We start from the raw sequence: 17,428 nt of genomic DNA, 5'->3' as shown, positions 1-17,428 counted from the left end.
GCTAAATGACGGTGGTCATCAATTGACGCCGACCTTGAGGTCGCCCTGCTTGATGGCTTCCGGGAACAGCACCACGGGCTTGGCGCCCTGGATCTGGAAGACCGGCGGGTCGAGCGAGTTGATCTGGCCGTTGGCACCAAACCTGACGGGGCCGAAGAAAGTCACCACGTCGAGCTTGGCGAGTTCATCGCGTACCTTGTCGCGATCGAGCGAGCCGGCCTTTTCGATCGCCATCTGGAACAGCGCGCCGCACAACGCCGCCGACGCCTGGCCATAGTCCGGCTCGCTCTTGTACTTGGCCTTGAACAGCTTCACGAAATTCTCGGTCGCGCCGAAGATGTCCTTGCCCTCATATCGCGCGGCCGGATGCCACCAGGAGGCGCTGGTGATGTTCTCGGCGGTCTTGCCACCGGACTCGATGAATTCCTGGTAGGCGGGACCGGCGATCATGGTGACGACCGGCGCCTTCATCTCCTGGTCTGCCATCTGTTTGCGCACCAGGAGCAGGTCGTTGATGTAACCGGTGACGAAGATCCATTGCGGCGCCAGCGACTTGATCTGCGACAATGCCGCCGAGTGATCGAGCGTGCCGATCGCATATTTCTCGAAATAGACGAGGTCGAAGCCGTTCGCCTTCGCCGACTTCTCCATTTCCTGCGCGATCGCGAGAGGGAACAGATCGTTGCGCGCGAGGATGGCGACCTTCTTCACCTCGGGCACCTTGGCCTTGATGATCTGGGTCAGCGGTGTCGTCAGCGTGTCGTTCGGCGTGAAGGTGCCGAACAGATATTTGTAGCCCTGGTCGTAGACCTGGACCGAGGATGCAGTCGCCGCCAGCGTCGGCACCTTGTACTTCTCGGATACGGTGCTGGCCGCCTTGGCCGCGCCGGAGCCGAAGGCGCCGAACATGAAGTTGACATTGCCCTGGGTGATCATCTGCTCGGTCGCCTGCACCGCGCGCGGCGTGTTCGACTGATAGTCGGCGTAGACGATCTCGACCTTGTATTTCTTGCCGCCGACGGAAATGCCGCCGGCCTTGTTCGCCTCCTCGGCCCAGAGGTCATAACCCTGCTGCTGCTTGATCGCTTCTGGCGCGAGCGGGCCGGTGATCGGCAGCGGGGCGCCGAAACGGATGACGTCCTCGGCCGACGCGTTGGACGCCAGCGTGCCGCAGAGAACCGCTGCCACCCATAGCGGGGCTGCAAGACGCGCGTAACGAGCGACCCAAGACTTATTCATAGAACAATTCTCCACCACTACCTGCCGGGATGGAAAATGATGGCAAATCCCGCATTCGAATAAAAGCATTGAAATTAGAGGTCTGAGGTCGAATAATTCGACCCCTGGTCAGTGCCTGCCGCGTTGTTGGGCAGGCCGCAAGGGGAGGATCAATCCACATGATCGAGTCAGCCGCCATCCGATATTTCCGCGAGGTCACGCAATGCGGCTCGATCAAGCAGGCGGCGGCTTCGCTGCGGATCGCGCCGAGCGCGATCAGCCGGCAAATGCAGGCGATCGAGGAGGAGCTTTCGGTGAAGCTGTTCGAGCGCGGCCCACGCGGGATGCAGCTCACCGGCGCCGGTCACCTGCTCTATCGCTACGCGGTCGAGAACCGCAATCAGCTCGACGGCATCCGCGTCAAGGTGCAGGAATTCGACAGCTCACGGCGTGGGCAGGTCAGGATCGCCACCGTCGAGGGCATGCTGATGAGCTTCCTGTCGAATTTCGCCGTCGACCTTGCCGGCCAATATCCGGGCATTTCGATCTCGATGACGATGGTGGGCTCGCGGGACGTGGCCGAGAAGGTCGGCCACAACGATGTCGATCTCGGCTTCGTGTTCGGCCGCGCACCGCGCAGCGACCTGATCGAGCTCGGGCGGATGCGGCAATCGCTGTGCCTGATCGTCTCGCCGCGCCATCCGCTGGCGAACAAGGCGAGCTGCACGGTGAAGGAACTCGCAGGGCTACGGGTCGTGGTCCCCGATCCATCCTTCGGCATCCGTCAGGAGGTCGACCGCGCCTGCGCGCAGGCCAAAGTCAGGCTCGAGGTCTGCACCGTGACCAACTCGCTCGCCTTCGCACAGAGGCTCGCCGCCCGTACCGATCTCGCCACCTTCCTGCCGCGCGTCGCAGCCGTGCCGGCGCTGGAGACTGGCCTGCTCGTCGCCGTGCCGCTGCGCGACAAGCGGCTGGAGGCAACGCAAGTCACCATGGTCCGGCTGGCGAGCCGAAACCTGTCGCCGTCCTGCCGGCTGGTGGCCGACCTCCTGATCGGCCGGATGCGGGAAGAGCAGGACTGAATTGTCCAAGCTCAGCTCGCTTCGCGCAACTTGAAGCGCTGGACCTTGCCGGTCTGCGTTTTCGGCAGCGCATCGACGAAGCTGATGGCGCGGGGATATTTGTACGGCGCGATCCTGGCCTTGACGTGGTCTTGCAGGAGCTTGACCTGCAACTCGTCGCAGCGGCAGCCCTGCTTCAGCACGACATAGGCCGAGACGATCTGCCCGCGCTCTTCATCAACCTGCCCGACCACCGCACATTCCGCGACATCTGGATGTGTCAGCAGCGCGGCCTCGACCTCGGGACCTGCGATGTTGTAGCCGGAAGAAATGATCATGTCGTCGGCGCGGGCGACGAAGGAGAGCCTGCCATTCTCGTCGCGCACGAACGCGTCGCCGGTCAGGTTCCAGCCATCGCGCACATATTTGGTTTGCCGCGCATCCGCGAGATAGCGACACCCGGTCGGGCCGCGCACCGCGAGTTTACCGACCTTGCCGGGCGGCAACTCGTTCATGTCGTCGTCGACGATTTTTGCCTCATAGCCGGAAACCGGATGTCCGGTCGTGCCCGCCACGGCATCGCCGATCCGGTTGGTGATGAAGATGTGCAGGATCTCCGTGCTGCCGATGCCGTCGAGAATCGGCTTACCGGTCTTCCTGGTCCAGCTTTCGAACACCGGCGCCGGCAACGTCTCGCCGGCGGAAACAGCGATGCGCAGCGATGACAGATCGGCCCCGTTGTCCATCGCGGCCATCATCGCACGGTAGGCGGTCGGCGCGGTGAAGCAGATCGTGGCCTTGTAGGTCTCGATGATCTCGACCATCTGGTTCGGCGCGGCGTTTTCCAGCAGCGTCGCGGTGGCGCCGAACCGCAAAGGAAAGATCGCAAGCCCGCCGAGGCCAAACGTGAAGGCCAGCGGCGGCGAGCCGACAAAGACGTCGTTCTCGGTGACATCAAGCACTTCCTTCGCATAGCCGTCCGCGACGATCAGGAGATCGCGGTGGAAATGCATCGTCGCCTTCGGCTCGCCGGTCGTGCCCGATGTGAATCCTAATAGCGCCACGTCATCGCGGCCAGTCTTGACCGCGTCGAACCGCACCGGCTTGCTCAATGCGACGCGATCGAGCTCGGCGTCGTGATTCTGCGTGCCGTCGAAATTGACGACCTGCTTGAGGAATTTGCTGGTCTTGGCACAGGCGACAAGTTCGTCGGCGATACGGCTATCAGTTAGCGCCAGCGAGATTTCCGCCTTATCGACGATCTTCGCCAGTTCACCGGCGCGCAGCATCGGCATGGTGTTGACGACTACGGCGCCGGCCTTGGTCGCGGCGAGCCAGGCGGCGACGAAGGCCGGATTGTTGCCGGAGCGGATCAGCACGCGGTTGCCGGGCTTGACCCCGTAGTTCTCGACCAGCGCATGCGCAAGGCGGTTGGACCAGTCGGTCAATTCCTTGTAGGTGCGCCGGCGGCCGTTGCCGATCAGCGCAGTGTGGTCGCCAAAGCCTTTCTCGACCATGCGGTCGGTCAGTTCGACTGCGGCATTGAGATATTCTGGATATTGAAATTCAGGCCGGTCGAGCAGCAGGTCCGGCCATTGATGGAATGGCGGAAGATTGTCGCGCGTGAACGTGTCGACATGGGCGGAAGGGCCCAGCTTCGGTGCAAGAACTGCCATATCCATCGCCCCTCGCTTTCCAGCAAGAATGCTCACGATCACACATCGAGGACGCCCGGCAGCGTATCCGGCAACAATTTTATACTTAAAACAATTTCACGCAAGAGCCGATTTTGCACTTCGCCGGAATGTTCAGGCCTGCGCCAATTCGCGCAGCCGCGCGACCATCGCCGAGTCCGGATCGGCGAGCGGCGCGATCGCGGTGAAATGATTGGCTGCGGCGACGGCGCCGTAGCGGGTGGCAACGCCGGCCGCGCCCCATTGTTCGACGATGGTGCGGCTTTGCCGATGATATTCGGCGCTTTCGGTTTCGCCGACCACCGCATCCAGCGCTGTTCCGGCCGGCGGCCGCCAGAACAGCGGACTTGCAGCCTCGGCCGCCGCGGCATCCAGACGCAATGCCTTGTTGATCGAGGTTTCGACCAGCGGCGCGAGCTCGAACAGACCCGAGATCGAATAGACCGATATGACCGGCCGTTTCGGCAGCGACGCATCGAGCGCCGGCCAATCGGTCGCGAGCATGCAGGCGGCGAGATGCCCGCCCGCGGAATGGCCGCTCACCACCAGCGGTCGGCCAAGCCGAGCCAATACGCGCGAAGCATCTCGCATCTGGCCGATGATATCGGCAATGGTGACAGTGGGACAGAGATCGTAGCTCGGCACGGCGACCGTGACCCCGTGGGCATTGAGCCCGCGCGCGCAATGGCTGAAGAAGGAGCCGTCGAGCGCCTGCCAATAGCCGCCGTGGATGAAGACGACGATCGGCCCCTCGCTGCTTTCAAACAAATCAATGGTGTGGCGATTGCCCGGGCCGTAGGCGATGCGGCGCGGCGCATGCTGCGCGCGATAGGCGGCCGCGTCCCTGGCCCAGCCTTCGATCAGCGCGGGATGTTCCGGTACCCGCGCGCGGTTGTTGTATTCGACCTCGTAGTCGACCCCAGCCACGCCGCTCATGGCGTCCGCGCCTTGGCCGATCGCTGCGCCGATGCCTTCGTCTTGGCGAGCAGCCGCATCAATTCGCTGATATCCTTGCGCGAGAGGTCGGCGAAGACATCGGCGATCCAGGTCTCGTGCTCGGCGGCCATCTTGCGGAACTCGGCGCGGCCGAGCTTTGTCAGCCGGATGAACTGCACGCGCCGATCGGTCTCCGAGGTGCGGCGATCGAGATGACCCGATTCCACCAGCCGTTCGACCAGACCGGTCACATTGCCGTTCGATACCATCATCCGCTTGGAGAGATCGGACAGCGTCATGCCATCAGGCACCTTGTCGAGCTGGGCCATCAGGTCGAAGCGCGGCAACGTAACGTCGAAGCGCTCGCGAAGGCGGCTGCGCACCTCGCCCTCGATCAGGGTGGTGCAGGTCAGGAGCCGAAGCCAGAGCCGAAGCTCGGTGCCGTGATCTTCCGGCAGTTCGACCGCTTTTGTCTCGGAATCAAGCATCATGGGTAGTCACGCCTTTCGCGGCGCCAATCGCAGCCGATCGTTTTGACCTTCAAGCAATTCGCGGCATATCGCAAGCCGAATGAGCGATGCCCCATGATATCGCGGGATCTCTTTAAGCTTCAAGCAATTTGGCGCGGCGCTTGCATACGGGCCCGCATACGATCCGCTGGCGGTCGAGACGCGGCGAGGCATTCGCTTGCGGCGTTTGCCGTCGTCAGAATAAGCTGTGGCGCGGGATTTTGATCTTTGTTGGCGCGGGGACAGACCATGAAACGGGCATTGAAGTTGGCAGGACTGGCGGCGCTGTTCGCCCTTGCTGCCGGACCTGCGCTAGCGCAGGAGAAGATCAAGATCGGCGTCATCGTGACGACGTCGGGGCCCGCCGCGGTGCTCGGCCAACAGGCGCGCGACGGCTTTGCGCTGGCGATCAAGGATCTCGGCGGCAAGATGGCGGGCCGCGAGGTCGAGGTCGTGAATGTCGACGACGAGCTCAAGCCGGATGGCGCGGTGACCAAGGTGCGCGGGCTGCTGGAACGCGACAAGGTCGACTTCGTGGTCGGGCCGATCTTCTCCAACATCCTGCAGGCGATCCATCGCCCCGTGACCGAGAACAAGACGTTCCTGATCTCGCCCAATGCCGGGCCCTCGAGCTACGCCGGCAAGGAATGCAACCCGTTCTTCTACGTCACCTCCTATCAGAACGACCAGGTGCACGAGATCCTCGGCAAGGTCGCACAGGATCGCGGCTACAAGCGGGTCTATCTCCTGGTGCCGAACTACCAGGCCGGACGCGACTCGGTGGCCGGCTTCAGGCTCGACTACAAGGGCGAGATCGTCGACGAATCCTATACGCCACTCAACACGCTCGACTTTCAGCCCGAATTGACAAAAATCTCCTCGCTGAAGCCGGATGCGCTGTTCACCTTCATGCCGGGTGGCATGGGCGTCAATCTGGTGAAGCAGTACAAGCAGGCCGGCGCCACCGTGCCCGTGCTGTCAGCCTTCACCGTCGATGAATCGACATTGCCGGCGCAGCAGGACGCCGCGGTCGGCATGTTCGGCGGCGCCAACTGGGCGCCCAACCTCGACAATCCCCAGAACAAGAAATTCGTCGCTGCCTATGAGGCCGCCTACAAGAGCGTCCCCGGCACCTACGCCATGCAGGCCTATGACGCGGCGCTCTTGATCGACAGCGCGGTGAAGGCGGTGAACGGCAACCTCTCCAACAAGGAGGCGGTCGCGGCGGCGCTGAAGAAGGCTGATTTCGTCTCGCTTCGCGGCAGCTTCAAATTCAACACCAACGGCTATCCGATCCAGGACTTCTACCTGACCCAGGTCGCCAAACGTCCTGATGGAAAGTTCCAGACCGAAATCGTACAGAAGGTGTTCGAGAACTACGGCGACCGCTACGCCAAGGATTGCTCAGCCAAGTAGACGAGGGAGTGGAACAATGAACGACGAGATCGCGGGCATCACGCGCGCCAACGAGGGCATGCAGGGCATCACCTGGAACATCCTCGGCCAGACCTATGTGCCGAAGAACCGCACCGAGCATTCGTTCTCCTGGCATGCGACGTTTCCGCCCGGCACCTTCGTGCCGCCGCACATCCATCCCGACCAGGACGAATATCTCTACATCCTCGAAGGCAAGCTCGACTTCATGCTCGACGGCGCCGATGAATCGGCGACGCCAGGCGATCTCGTGCGCCTGCCGATGGGCAAGCCGCACGGCATCTTCAACAAGTCACAGCAGGCGGCGAAGACGCTGTTCTGGGTGTCGCCGACGCGCCGGCTCTACGACCTGTTCTGGGCGATCCACAACATGCGGGAGCAGAACCCGGATGACGTGGTCCGGCTCGCGGCCGAGTACAACATCCACTTCCTGCCGCCGCCTCCGGCGTAACGCAGGATGATATTTGCTCGAATCGACGCGAGCGTGGCTTTTCACCTCTCCCGAAGGGAGAGGTCGGCGCGAAGCGCCGGGTGAGGGGTTTCGCTCCCTCATGGACACCGCCCCCTCACCCGGATCGCATCTGGCGATGCGATCCGACCTCTCCCCGCTGGGGAGAGGTGGGCACCGAGCTACTGCCGCGCCACCACGCGGGCGGCGAAGCCGGCCTTGGCGGCGTAGCCGCGCACGATTGCTTCGCGGGCCTCGTAGCTCAGGATAGCCTCGATATCAGTAAACCCCTGCGGGGCGATCTGCTCGACCGCATCGATCACGCCCTCCGGCCCGCCGCGGCGGTTGGAGGCGACGATGTCGGCGGTCATCGGCAGGCGCTGGCGTTCATAGGCGACCAGCGCCTGGCGCGGATGTTCGGAGCGCGCCAGCGCATCCGCGAGGCACCGCGCATCGAGGATGGCCTGTGAGGCGCCGTTGGAGCCGACCGGATACATCGGATGCGCCGCATCGCCGAGCAAGGTGACGCGCCCGCTCGTCCAATAGGGCAAGGGATCGCGGTCGCAGCACGGATACTCCCAGAATTCCGGCGTGGCGCCGACCAGCGCTGCAAAGTCCACCTGCGGGATCGAGAAGCCTGTGACATGCGGCATCAGCTCTTCCCGCCTGCCGAGATTCGACCAGCCCTCGCGGCGCGGCGGCGGTGACGCGCCATCGCCGATCCGCACCATCACCGCCCAATTGGTGAGACGGCTGGCCGGGCTCGAGCCTTCCGCGATCGGATAGACCACGGCCTTGGCGTTCAGGCCCCCGGCGATGATCATCGAGCGGCCGGTCAGGAACGCGGGCCAGTCGGCGGCACCGCGCCACAGCATCAGGCCGTTCCAGCACGGCGGGCCTTCGTTCGGAAACAGCGTCTCGCGCACTTTCGAGTGGATGCCGTCGGCGCCGATCAGGATATCAGCGCGAGCGTTGTGCATATGTGCCCCCGCACGATCGAAGAAATAGGCCGTGACGCCGCCTTCATCCTGCGTGAACGCGCCGAGCCGGCAGCCGGTGTGGATCGCCTCGCCGCCAAGCCGCTCGACCAAGGCCTGGTGGATGACGCCCTGCAGGCGACCGCGATGAACGGAGAATTGCGGCACGTCGTGGCCGGCGTCCAGTCCGCGCTTCTCGTGCCAGACCTGCTGGCCATGGCGCGTCAGGTAGAACAGTTCATGGGTCCGGATCGCGACCTTGTCGAGCGCGTCAAGCAGGCCAAGCCCGGCGAGTTCGCGGATTGCATGCGGCAAGGTGTTGATGCCGACCCCGAGCTCGCGGATCGTCTCCGCCTGCTCGAACAATTCGCAAGCGATGCCGCGAGCCCGCAGCATCAGCGCCGTCGTGAGCCCGCCAATCCCGCCGCCAACGATAATCGCCTTCATCGCCCTACTCCACTCGCGGCGTCATGCCCGGCCTTGTGACGGGCATCCACGCCGTCCGCGCTGAACCAAGGACGTGGATGGCCGGGACGAGCCGGCCATGACGAAAGCATTCGCTCGACGCACCAGCGTCGCATGGCCCAAGCCCGCGTCGCAAGCGGGTTTGTTGGAGGTGGAGCGCGCTTAGGTTAACGCTCTCACCGTCAATCCGGAACCACCGCGATCGCCTGGATCTCGACCTTGGCGCGATCCTCGATCAGGCCGGAGACCTGGACCGCCGTCATCGCCGGGAAGCGGCGGCCCATGATGTCGCGGTAGACGGCGCCGATCTCCTTCAGCCGCGCGGAATATTCGCGGCGGTCGAGCAGGAACCAGGTCATCGACACGATATGCTCCGGCTTTGCGCCGCCGCTGGCGGCGACCGCGACGACGTTGCGCAGGGTCTGCCCGATCTGCTCCACGAGGTCGTCAGTCTCGAACACGCATTGCGCGTTCCAGCCGATCTGGCCGGCGACAAGGATCATCTTGCCGCGCGCGGCAACGCCATTGGCATAGCCGACCGGCTGGGCCCAGCCTTCGGGCTGCAGGAGTTCGATCATGTGCTTATTCCCGTCAAAGCCTCAATTCCCCTCGAAGACCGGTTTCTTCTTGGCGGCGAATGCCTCGAAGGCGCGGCGGAAATCGCCGGTCGCCATGCAGATCGCCTGCGCCTGCGCTTCCGACTCCACCATCTCGTCGATGCCCATCGCCCATTCCTGGCTGAACATCGTCTTGGTCATGCCATGCGCGAACCACGGACCATCGGCGAGCGAACGGGCGAGTTCATAGGCCGCGGTCGGCAGTTCCGCCGGCGGCACCAGGCGATTGTGAAAGCCCCAGGCAAATCCCTCCTCCGCGCTCATGGCCCGACCGGTATAGAGCAGCTCGGCCGCGCGGCCCTGCCCGATCACCCGCGGCAACAATCCGCACGCGCCCATGTCGGCGCCGGCGAGGCCCACGCGCGTGAACAGGAAGGCGGTCTTGGCCTGCGGCGTCGCCAGCCGCAGATCGGAGGCGAGCGCCAGCATCGCGCCGGCGCCGGCGCAGATGCCGTCGATCGCGGCGACGATCTGCTGCGGGCATTTTCGCATCGCCTTCACGACATCGCCGGTCATGCGCGTGAATGCGATCAGGTCGGGCATCGCCATCCGCGTCAGCGGCTCGATGATCTCGAACACGTCGCCGCCGGAGCAGAAATTGCCGCTGTCCCCGGTCAGCACGATGGCGCGGACATCTGAGGCGTAGGCGAGATCGCGGAAGAGATCGCGCAGTTCCTCGTAGGACTGGAACGTCAGCGGATTCTTCTTGTCCGGCCGATTCAGCGTGATCGTGGCGACGCGGGCATCATCATCGGTTGCCCATTTGAAATGGCGCGCCTGATAGTCCTTGAACGGCCGGAGCTTTGCTTTCATCTCAGACATGATTTTTTCCTTGGGCGTTTCTTTTATCCCGTGAAGACCTCGCCGCCTGCGACGGCAATGGCCTGTCCATTGATGGACGATGAGCTAGAGGAAGCGAGCCAAAGAATGGTGTCCGCGACTTCCTCAGGCGTGACCAGCCGCTGCATCGGATTGACTTTCGCCAGGGCTGCGCGTGCTTCGGCTTCGCTGCGGCCGGTCTTGGCGACGATGTTGGCGGCCGCATCCGCCACTAACGGAGTATCCGTATAGCCCGGACAGATCGCATTCACGGTGACGCCGCGGCGCGCATATTCGAGCGCAAGCGCGCGCGTCAGCCCGACCACGCCGTGCTTGGCGGCGACATAGGCCGAGACGTAAGCGTAGCCGGTCAGGCCCGCCGTGGACGATACGTTGACGACGCGCCCGCGGCCACGTTGCGCCATGCCGGGCAGCACCGCATGAGTCACCAGGAACACGCTGGAGAGATTACTCGCCAGCATGTCCGACCACAGAGCGGCATCCGTCTTCTCGAACGGCGCGCTCAATGCCCTGCCTGCATTGTTGACGAGAATGTCGATCGGGCCGGCCTCGGCCTCAATCCGCTTGATGCCCTCGGCGACCGCGACTTCATCGGTCACATCGACAGGCAGAACCGCGCCGGCACGCGCCCCAATGGACGCCGCAGTCCCGGCAAGCGCATCCGGCCTCCTGCCTGCAACGCTCACGCGTACGCCGGCTTCGGCCAGCGCTCGTGCCGTGGCCGCGCCGATGCCGGAGCCGCCACCGGTGACGAGCGCATGTGCGTCGGGCCAGAAATTCCGGGTCATGCTTTCGCTCCCGCTGCCGCGCGCTCCAGATTGGCCTCATATTGCGGCTTGCCGGAGAGATACTGCTTCGGCCAGGCAATCGACTTCACCCCGATCTTAGCGGCCTCGTGCAGCGTCCAGGCCGCATCCGCAAGATGCGGGCGCGCGATAGCGCAGAGATCGGCGCGGCCGGCGGCGATGATGGAATTGGCGTGATCGGCCTCGGAAATCGCGCCGACCGCAATGGTCGCAATGCCGACCTCGTTGCGGATCTTGTCGGCAAACGGCGTCTGATAGAGCCGGCCATAGACCGGATGGTCGTCAGCCCAGACCTGGCCCGAGGAGCAATCGATCAGGTCGGCGCCGGCTTGCTTGAACAGCCTTGCGAACTGAAGCGCATCATCCGGCGTGTTGCCGCCCTCGGCCCAGTCATGGCATGACAGGCGCACCGAGATCGGCTTGTCCTGCGGCCACACGTCACGTATCGCCCGAAATACCTCCAGCGGATAGCGCGCGCGGTTCTCGATGTCGCCGCCATATTCGTCCGTCCGGCGGTTGGTGAGCGGCGAGAGGAAGCTCGACAGCAGGTAACCGTGGGCGCAATGCAGTTCGAGGATGTCGAAGCCGGCCCGCACCGCACGCCGGGCCGCGGCGACGAACTGCTCGCGCACCTCAACCAGTTCGGCGCGCGTCATCGGCTCCGGCGTCTGACCATCGGGCAGATAGGGAACAGCGGAGGCTGACACCAGCGGCCAGTTTCCTTCGGCAAGCGGCTCGTCCATTCCCTCCCAGGCCACGCGGGTCGAACCCTTGCGTCCGGAGTGGCCAAGCTGGATGCCGATCCTGGCCGCGCTATTGCCGTGGACGAAATCGACGATGCGCTTGTAGGCCTTCGCCTGCTCGTCGTTCCACAATCCGCAGCAGCCCGGCGTGATCCGCGCCTCCGGCGACACGCAGGTCATCTCGGTGAAGATCAGCCCGGCGCCGCCGAGCGCGCGGGCGCCGAAATGCACCAGATGGAAATCGTTCGGCACGCCCTCTTCTGCCGAATACATTGCCATCGGCGAGCAGATGATGCGGTTGGGCAATGATAAGCCGCGGATGCGGAACGGCGTCAACATCGGCGGCGCCACGCGATCATTAGAATCCGGCAGCCCGGCGCGTTCGGCGAACCAGCGCTCATAGCCTTCGAGCCATGTCTTGTCGCGAAGCCGCAAATTCTCGTGGCTGATGCGCTGCGAACGCGTCAGCAGCGAATACATGAACTGCTCTGGCTCCAGCGTATCGGCATAGCGCGCGCCGACCACCTCGAACCACTCCATCGCATTGCGCGCGGCATTCTGGATCCGCGCGACATCGACGCGGCGAAGTTCCTCGTAGGCCGCGAGTACCGCGGGAATCTTGTCCGGCGTCGCGCCGAGCTGCTTGAACTGGTTGGTCAGTTCGATCGCATCCTCGAGCGCAAGCTTGGTCCCCGATCCGATCGCAAAGTGCGCGGTATGCGCGGCATCGCCCATCACCACGACATGGCTGTTGCCGTTGAACGCGGTCCACTTGCCGCAGATCAATCGCGGGAAGCAAAGCCAGGCCGAGCCACGCAGATGCCGCGAATTGGAGACCAGCGAATGGCCATCGAGAATTTCGGCGAAGATCTTCTCACAGAACGCGATGGAGTCGTCCTGATCGAGCTTGTCGAGACCATGCGCAAGGAACGCCTCCTCCGTGGTCTCGACAATGAAGGTCGCCGCGCCCTCCTCGAACTTGTAGATATGCGCCTGGAACCAGCCGTGCTCGGTCTTGCGGAAGTCGAAGGTGAAGGCATCAAAGCGCTTGTTGGTGCCGAGCCAGATATAGCGGTTCGGCCGCATCAGGATGTCGGGCTGGAAGCTTTCGGCATAGCGCGTGCGGATCTTCGAGTTCACGCCGTCGGCGGCAACGATCAGGTCGGCATCCGGAAATTCGAGATCGGACTCGACCTCGTGCTCAAAGACCAGTTCAACGCCGAGTTCCTCGGCGCGCGCCTGCAATATGTTGAGCAGGCGCTTGCGGCCGATGCCGACAAAGCCGTGGCCGGTGGTGCGCATCCGGCGCCCCTTGATCAGGACCTCGATATCGTCCCAGTGGTTGAAAGCCTGCTCGATCGCATCCGCCGTGACCGGATCCCATTTGCGCATGTTGTCCATGGTCGCATCCGAAAACACGACGCCGAAACCGAAAGTGTCGTAGGGGCGGTTGCGCTCGACCACCGAAATCCGGTGCGCCGGATCGAGCATCTTCATCAGGATGCCGAAATAGAGCCCGGCCGGCCCGCCCCCGATGCAGACGATGCGCATGGCTGTCTCCTCACCTTCGGCCGTCGGAGGATCTGAGCGTTCCCAGGAGCCGAAGTCAGGAGATATTTTATGCTTAAAATAGTTTTGTCAAGCGAGAGTGAGACACCACCAGCCCGGCAAACGGGTGATCGTGCCGTTCTTTTCGCCCAGGAACGGCGATTTTGGCGCGACTTGGGGCTGGAGATGAAGACGGAGGAGTGACTTGGGAGTCAGGCCCGCAGCCGAAAGCAAAACGCCGGCCTCCACGGATTGGAGGCCGGCGCTGAATCTTCACCTCTCCCGCTTGCGGGAGAGGTCGGCGCGTAGCGCCGGGTGAGGGCTCTCTCCCACTCGGAGAGCCCCAATGCGGAGGCACCCCCACCCCCGCCCTCCCCCGCAAGCCGGAGAGGGAGCGCAGCTTCGCCGGGGCGACCTTTCAATCTGATCGGCGATTGCGCTAATACGCCAGCGGCTTCGGCCGGCCGACGCCGCAGTAATGAAAACCGTTCCGCGTCACATCCTCGGGCGAATAGATGTTGCGGAGATCGACGATCACGGGTGTTGCCATGATCGTTGCCATCTTCTTCAGGTCGAGCGCGCGGAACTGCTCCCATTCCGTCACGATCACGATCGCATGGCTTCCTCGCGCGCAATCATAAGCGTCGCGGCAGAAGGTGACGTTCTCGAACACCTTCTTGGCCTGCTCCATCCCGACCGGATCGAAGGCACGGATCGTCGCGCCCATATCCTGCAGCGCCGTGATCAACGGGATCGACGGCGCATCGCGCATGTCGTCAGTGTTCGGCTTGAACGTGACGCCGAGCACGGCGATGGTCTTGCCGCGGATGTTGCCGCCGAAGGCATTCGCCACCTTGCGCGCCATGGCGCGCTTGCGTTGGTCGTTCACCGACACCACCGTCTCGACGATCCGCAGCGGGGCCTCGTGGTCCTGGCCGGTCTTGATCAGCGCCAGCGTATCCTTGGGAAAGCAGGAGCCACCGAAGCCCGGACCGGCATGCAGGAATTTCGAGCCGATGCGGTTGTCGAGCCCGATGCCGCGGGCGACCTCCTGGACATTGGCGCCGACCTTCTCGGCAAGATCGGCGATCTCGTTGATGAAGGTGATCTTGGTCGCAAGGAATGAGTTGGCGGCATATTTCGTCAGCTCCGCAGTGCGGCGGCTGGTGTAGAGGATTGGCGATGCGTTGAGGTGCAGCGGACGATAGACTTCCGCCATCACCTCCCTCGCAAAGGCATCCTCCGTGCCGATGACGATGCGATCGGGGTGCTTGAAGTCCTGGATCGCGGCCCCTTCGCGCAGGAATTCGGGATTGGAGACGACGGCGAATTTTGCGTCCTTTTTCTCCTCGCGGATGATGCGCTCGACCTCGTCTCCGGTGCCGACCGGGACGGTCGACTTCGTCACCACGACTGCCGACTCCGGCAAGGCCGCGGCGATTTCGCGCGTCGCGGCGTAGACATGGGAAAGATCGGCGTGGCCGTCGCCGCGGCGGGACGGGGTGCCGACCGCGATGAAGATGACTTCGGAACGGCTGACCGCCCCCTTCAAGTCGGTCACGAAGGCGAGGCGGCCCTGCGCGATGTTTCTCGCCACCAGCTCCGAAAGCCCGGGCTCGTGGATCGGGATCTCGCCCTTGTTCAGCGCTGCGATCTTCTTTTCATCCTTGTCGACGCAAACGACGTAGTGCCCGAAGTCGGCGAAACACGCCCCCGACACCAGTCCGACATAACCGGCGCCGACCATCGTGATATGCATGACTTATCCTGTCTGACCAAATGATCGCAGCGGCCGCACCGGTCATCATTTGACCAGCATCGACTCGCCATCGAGATGCTGCGGGAAGAAGAAGAAATTGTTGATGTAGAACCGCCCTTCCTTGCGGCCACCATCCGCCTCGAGCGCCGCCGCATCCTGCAGCTCCTCGACATCGAACTTTTCGACGTCGACCACATCGCCTTCCTTCAGGAAGAAACCACGGTAGAACCGTTGCCGGAAGAAATCGAACACCGATTCCGTCGCGGCCGGCCGATGACGATCCTCCGCTTCCACCAGGAACACCGGCTGGCAGCGCTCCAGGAGCTCGACGGCACCGTTGAGGACGTTGAGCTCGTGCCCTTCCACGTCGATCTTCACGAAGGCGACCTCTTGATGCATCATCGAATCCAGTCGCGCCATCGGCACGTGGGCGGCGACGATCGGATCGGCCGACGCCATCACACGCCGCTCAAGCGAGGCAAGGCCGTGGACCAGACCCGTGTCGCCGCGCGGAATGAAGAGTTCCGCGTCACCTTCGTGGTCCGACAGCGCGATCTCGTGCACGCTGACGTTTGAAGCAGATGTCCGCCGCAGCAGGCGCGCCATGTCGTGCGAGGGTTCGAAGGCGTGGACCTCGCGGGACAGCCGCGCCAGCTTTCGCGTGTAGAGCCCGCAATTGGCGCCGACGTCGACCGTGACCGCATCGTCCGGGATAATCTTGTCGAGATAGGAAAGTTCCCGCTCCGCCGATTTCGGACGATGCATGAAGTGCCACTGCAGCCAGATCGATGGGAATGCATCCTTCAAGAGATCCTTGGCCTGCTGCTTGGCACCCATGTCCATTCCCTCCGTTATGTGTTGATGCGGATAGGATACTCCGAGACGCCGCCCGCCGGATTGGCTTGCGGCCGCCACGTCACACCCGGTGGTAGATATCCTGCACCCGGACGATGTCGTCCTCCCCAAGATACGTGCCCGACTGCACCTCGATCAGGTTGAGCGGAACCTTGCCCGGATTTTCCAGGCGATGCATGCAGCCGAGCGGAACGAAGATCGATTCGTTCTCGCGGAGCAGCACCTCCTCGTCGTCCCGCGTGACGATCGCGGTGCCGTTCACCACCACCCAATGCTCGGCGCGGTGAAAATGTTTTTGCAGCGACAGCTTGGCGCCCGGGTTGACAGTGATGCGCTTGACCTGGAAGCGGTCGCCGGCATGGATCGACGTGTAGTAACCCCACGGACGGTGTACGCTGTGGGTCTGCGTCGCGGCGCGATGGCCGTTGGCCTTCAACCGCTCCACCAGCTTGCCGACATCCTGGGCGCGCTCGCGTTTGGTCACCAGCACCACGTCGGGCGAAGCGGTGATGACGAGATCCTCGACGCCGAGGGCGGCAACCAGCGGGCCGTCTCCCCGCACGTAGCAGCCGGAGCTGTCCTCGGCCACCGCATCGCCGATCACGACATTGCCGGATGCGTCCTTCTCGCCCATGGTCCACAGTGCCGACCAGCTTCCGACGTCGCTCCAGTCAAAACTGGCGGGCACCACCATGGCCTTGTCGGTCTTTTCCATCACCGCGTAGTCGACCGAGATGGACGGGCAGGACTCGAATGCCTTTTCTTCCAATCGCAGGAAATCGAGATCGCGCGTCGCGCCGGCCAGCGCCGCGCGGCAGGCATCCAGAATCGCGGGCTCGTGCCGCGCCAGTTCATCGATGAAGGCGCGTGCGGGCAGCAGGAAGATTCCGCTGTTCCACAGATGATCATTGCCGGCCAGCAAGCGCTCCGCGGTCACGGCGTCGGGCTTCTCGACGAAGCCCGCGACTTTGCGGATTTCGGGGAGATCGGCGATCCCGCCGCCCATGCGGATGTAGCCATATCCGGTCGCAGGCCCGGTCGGCTTGAGGCCGAACAGAACAAACTGTCCACGGCGCGCCGCCGGTAGCCCGCTCGCGATCGCGGCGCGGAACGCCGCGTGATCGCGCACCCAGTGGTCGACCGGCGTCACCAGGATCACCGCGCCGGGATCAACCTCGCTGGCGAGAAGCGCCGCGATCGCGACCGCCGGCGCCGTATTTCGTCCGAACGGCTCCAGCACCATGGTCGGATTGGCGATCCCGGCCGCGCGCAGTTGCTCGCCAATGGCAAAGCGATGCTCGGCATTGGCGATCACCATCGGATCGGCAAACAGCGACGGCTCCGTCACACGGATCGCCGTCTGCTGCAGCAAGGTCTTCTCGCCGAGCAGCGCGAGCAGTTGCTTCGGCTGGTTCTCGCGCGACAGCGGCCAGAGCCGCGAGCCGGTTCCGCCCGACAAAAGAACTGGGACTATGCGGCCGCGTGGCTGCAGCATTCTGTCGCTCCCCTTGTTGTGAT

15 protein-coding genes are annotated in these 17,428 nt (G+C 63.8%); 3 read left to right on the top strand and 12 right to left on the bottom strand.

Going from position 1 to position 17,428, the window contains the following annotated elements; translation table 11 throughout:
* Positions 1-18: 18 nt before the first annotated feature.
* Positions 19-1,239, bottom strand: coding sequence for an amino acid ABC transporter substrate-binding protein (locus YY7_RS0122900; RefSeq protein ID WP_028165277.1), 1,221 nt, complete (start codon positions 1,237-1,239; stop codon positions 19-21).
* Between the two features lie 158 nt (positions 1,240-1,397).
* Between YY7_RS0122900 and YY7_RS0122895 the strand changes: the two genes are divergently transcribed.
* Positions 1,398-2,300, top strand: coding sequence for a LysR family transcriptional regulator (locus YY7_RS0122895; protein WP_028165276.1), 903 nt, complete (start codon positions 1,398-1,400; stop codon positions 2,298-2,300).
* A gap of 11 nt (positions 2,301-2,311) precedes the next feature.
* Here the strand turns inward: YY7_RS0122895 and YY7_RS0122890 are convergent, their stop codons facing one another.
* The 3 genes from YY7_RS0122890 to YY7_RS0122880 form a co-directional block, all read right to left on the bottom strand.
* Positions 2,312-3,955, bottom strand: coding sequence for a benzoate-CoA ligase family protein (locus YY7_RS0122890; RefSeq protein ID WP_028165275.1), 1,644 nt, complete (start codon positions 3,953-3,955; stop codon positions 2,312-2,314).
* 132 nt (positions 3,956-4,087) lie between these two features.
* Positions 4,088-4,909: an alpha/beta hydrolase gene (locus YY7_RS0122885; protein ID WP_028165274.1), complete on the bottom strand. Its 822-nt coding sequence runs from the start codon at positions 4,907-4,909 to the stop codon at positions 4,088-4,090.
* A complete protein-coding gene (locus YY7_RS0122880) occupies positions 4,906-5,400 on the bottom strand; it encodes a MarR family winged helix-turn-helix transcriptional regulator (RefSeq protein WP_028165273.1) in 495 nt (164 codons plus the stop codon). The genes YY7_RS0122885 and YY7_RS0122880 overlap by 4 nt, the downstream gene beginning before the upstream one ends.
* 267 nt (positions 5,401-5,667) lie before the next feature.
* Here YY7_RS0122880 and YY7_RS0122875 point away from each other — a divergent pair, with 267 nt between their 5' ends.
* Together YY7_RS0122875 and YY7_RS0122870 are read left to right on the top strand one after the other, a co-directional pair.
* Positions 5,668-6,834 (top strand): ABC transporter substrate-binding protein, encoded by a 1,167-nt coding sequence (locus YY7_RS0122875; RefSeq protein WP_028165272.1) that lies wholly within the window; start codon positions 5,668-5,670, stop codon positions 6,832-6,834.
* A 16-nt stretch (positions 6,835-6,850) separates the two neighbouring features.
* Positions 6,851-7,303 carry a cupin domain-containing protein gene (locus YY7_RS0122870; RefSeq protein ID WP_028165271.1) on the top strand — a complete coding sequence of 151 codons (453 nt, stop codon included), beginning with the start codon at positions 6,851-6,853 and terminating at the stop codon, positions 7,301-7,303.
* A 179-nt stretch (positions 7,304-7,482) separates the two neighbouring features.
* On the opposite strand, the gene YY7_RS0122865 is transcribed toward YY7_RS0122870, so the two are convergent.
* The 8 genes from YY7_RS0122865 to YY7_RS0122830 all read right to left on the bottom strand — a co-directional run bounded on the left by YY7_RS0122865 (position 7,483) and on the right by YY7_RS0122830 (position 17,405).
* On the bottom strand, positions 7,483-8,724 hold the full coding sequence (locus tag YY7_RS0122865) for a flavin-dependent oxidoreductase (RefSeq protein WP_028165270.1): 1,242 nt from the start codon (positions 8,722-8,724) through the stop codon (positions 7,483-7,485).
* 200 nt (positions 8,725-8,924) lie between these two features.
* Complete coding sequence (locus YY7_RS0122860; RefSeq protein WP_028165269.1) at positions 8,925-9,320, bottom strand: RidA family protein; 396 nt, start codon at positions 9,318-9,320, stop codon at positions 8,925-8,927.
* A 21-nt stretch (positions 9,321-9,341) separates the two neighbouring features.
* Positions 9,342-10,181 carry an enoyl-CoA hydratase family protein gene (locus YY7_RS0122855; RefSeq protein ID WP_028165268.1) on the bottom strand — a complete coding sequence of 280 codons (840 nt, stop codon included), beginning with the start codon at positions 10,179-10,181 and terminating at the stop codon, positions 9,342-9,344.
* Between the two features lie 23 nt (positions 10,182-10,204).
* Positions 10,205-10,987 carry an SDR family NAD(P)-dependent oxidoreductase gene (locus YY7_RS0122850; RefSeq protein WP_028165267.1) on the bottom strand — a complete coding sequence of 261 codons (783 nt, stop codon included), beginning with the start codon at positions 10,985-10,987 and terminating at the stop codon, positions 10,205-10,207.
* Complete coding sequence (locus tag YY7_RS0122845; RefSeq protein WP_028165266.1) at positions 10,984-13,299, bottom strand: bifunctional salicylyl-CoA 5-hydroxylase/oxidoreductase; 2,316 nt, start codon at positions 13,297-13,299, stop codon at positions 10,984-10,986. The genes YY7_RS0122850 and YY7_RS0122845 overlap by 4 nt, the downstream gene beginning before the upstream one ends.
* 436 nt (positions 13,300-13,735) lie before the next feature.
* Complete coding sequence (locus YY7_RS0122840) at positions 13,736-15,055, bottom strand: UDP-glucose dehydrogenase family protein (protein ID WP_028165265.1); 1,320 nt, start codon at positions 15,053-15,055, stop codon at positions 13,736-13,738.
* Between the two features lie 45 nt (positions 15,056-15,100).
* Positions 15,101-15,892: an FkbM family methyltransferase gene (locus YY7_RS0122835; protein ID WP_028165264.1), complete on the bottom strand. Its 792-nt coding sequence runs from the start codon at positions 15,890-15,892 to the stop codon at positions 15,101-15,103.
* A 79-nt stretch (positions 15,893-15,971) separates the two neighbouring features.
* The gene (locus tag YY7_RS0122830) at positions 15,972-17,405 is read right to left on the bottom strand and encodes a mannose-1-phosphate guanylyltransferase/mannose-6-phosphate isomerase (protein ID WP_028165263.1); all 1,434 of its coding nucleotides are present in this window, start codon (positions 17,403-17,405) and stop codon (positions 15,972-15,974) included.
* Positions 17,406-17,428 lie beyond the last annotated feature (23 nt).

The sequence above is a fragment of the Bradyrhizobium elkanii WSM2783 genome, from assembly GCF_000472865.1.
In the GTDB taxonomy this organism is placed as follows: domain Bacteria; phylum Pseudomonadota; class Alphaproteobacteria; order Rhizobiales; family Xanthobacteraceae; genus Bradyrhizobium; species Bradyrhizobium elkanii_A.
This window is presented reverse-complemented; position numbering and strand designations above follow the sequence as displayed.

What these genes read in the sequence shown, in the direction of transcription:
- YY7_RS0122900 (WP_028165277.1), bottom strand. Translation starts at nt 1,239, where the DNA reads ATGAATAAGTCTTGGGTCGCTCGTTACGCGCGTCTTGCAGCCCCGCTA.
- YY7_RS0122895 (WP_028165276.1), top strand. Translation starts at nt 1,398, where the DNA reads ATGATCGAGTCAGCCGCCATCCGATATTTCCGCGAGGTCACGCAATGC.
- YY7_RS0122890 (WP_028165275.1), bottom strand. Translation starts at nt 3,955, where the DNA reads ATGGCAGTTCTTGCACCGAAGCTGGGCCCTTCCGCCCATGTCGACACG.
- YY7_RS0122885 (WP_028165274.1), bottom strand. Translation starts at nt 4,909, where the DNA reads ATGAGCGGCGTGGCTGGGGTCGACTACGAGGTCGAATACAACAACCGC.
- YY7_RS0122880 (WP_028165273.1), bottom strand. Translation starts at nt 5,400, where the DNA reads ATGATGCTTGATTCCGAGACAAAAGCGGTCGAACTGCCGGAAGATCAC.
- YY7_RS0122875 (WP_028165272.1), top strand. Translation starts at nt 5,668, where the DNA reads ATGAAACGGGCATTGAAGTTGGCAGGACTGGCGGCGCTGTTCGCCCTT.
- YY7_RS0122870 (WP_028165271.1), top strand. Translation starts at nt 6,851, where the DNA reads ATGAACGACGAGATCGCGGGCATCACGCGCGCCAACGAGGGCATGCAG.
- YY7_RS0122865 (WP_028165270.1), bottom strand. Translation starts at nt 8,724, where the DNA reads ATGAAGGCGATTATCGTTGGCGGCGGGATTGGCGGGCTCACGACGGCG.
- YY7_RS0122860 (WP_028165269.1), bottom strand. Translation starts at nt 9,320, where the DNA reads ATGATCGAACTCCTGCAGCCCGAAGGCTGGGCCCAGCCGGTCGGCTAT.
- YY7_RS0122855 (WP_028165268.1), bottom strand. Translation starts at nt 10,181, where the DNA reads ATGTCTGAGATGAAAGCAAAGCTCCGGCCGTTCAAGGACTATCAGGCG.
- YY7_RS0122850 (WP_028165267.1), bottom strand. Translation starts at nt 10,987, where the DNA reads ATGACCCGGAATTTCTGGCCCGACGCACATGCGCTCGTCACCGGTGGC.
- YY7_RS0122845 (WP_028165266.1), bottom strand. Translation starts at nt 13,299, where the DNA reads ATGCGCATCGTCTGCATCGGGGGCGGGCCGGCCGGGCTCTATTTCGGC.
- YY7_RS0122840 (WP_028165265.1), bottom strand. Translation starts at nt 15,055, where the DNA reads ATGCATATCACGATGGTCGGCGCCGGTTATGTCGGACTGGTGTCGGGG.
- YY7_RS0122835 (WP_028165264.1), bottom strand. Translation starts at nt 15,892, where the DNA reads ATGGGTGCCAAGCAGCAGGCCAAGGATCTCTTGAAGGATGCATTCCCA.
- YY7_RS0122830 (WP_028165263.1), bottom strand. Translation starts at nt 17,405, where the DNA reads ATGCTGCAGCCACGCGGCCGCATAGTCCCAGTTCTTTTGTCGGGCGGA.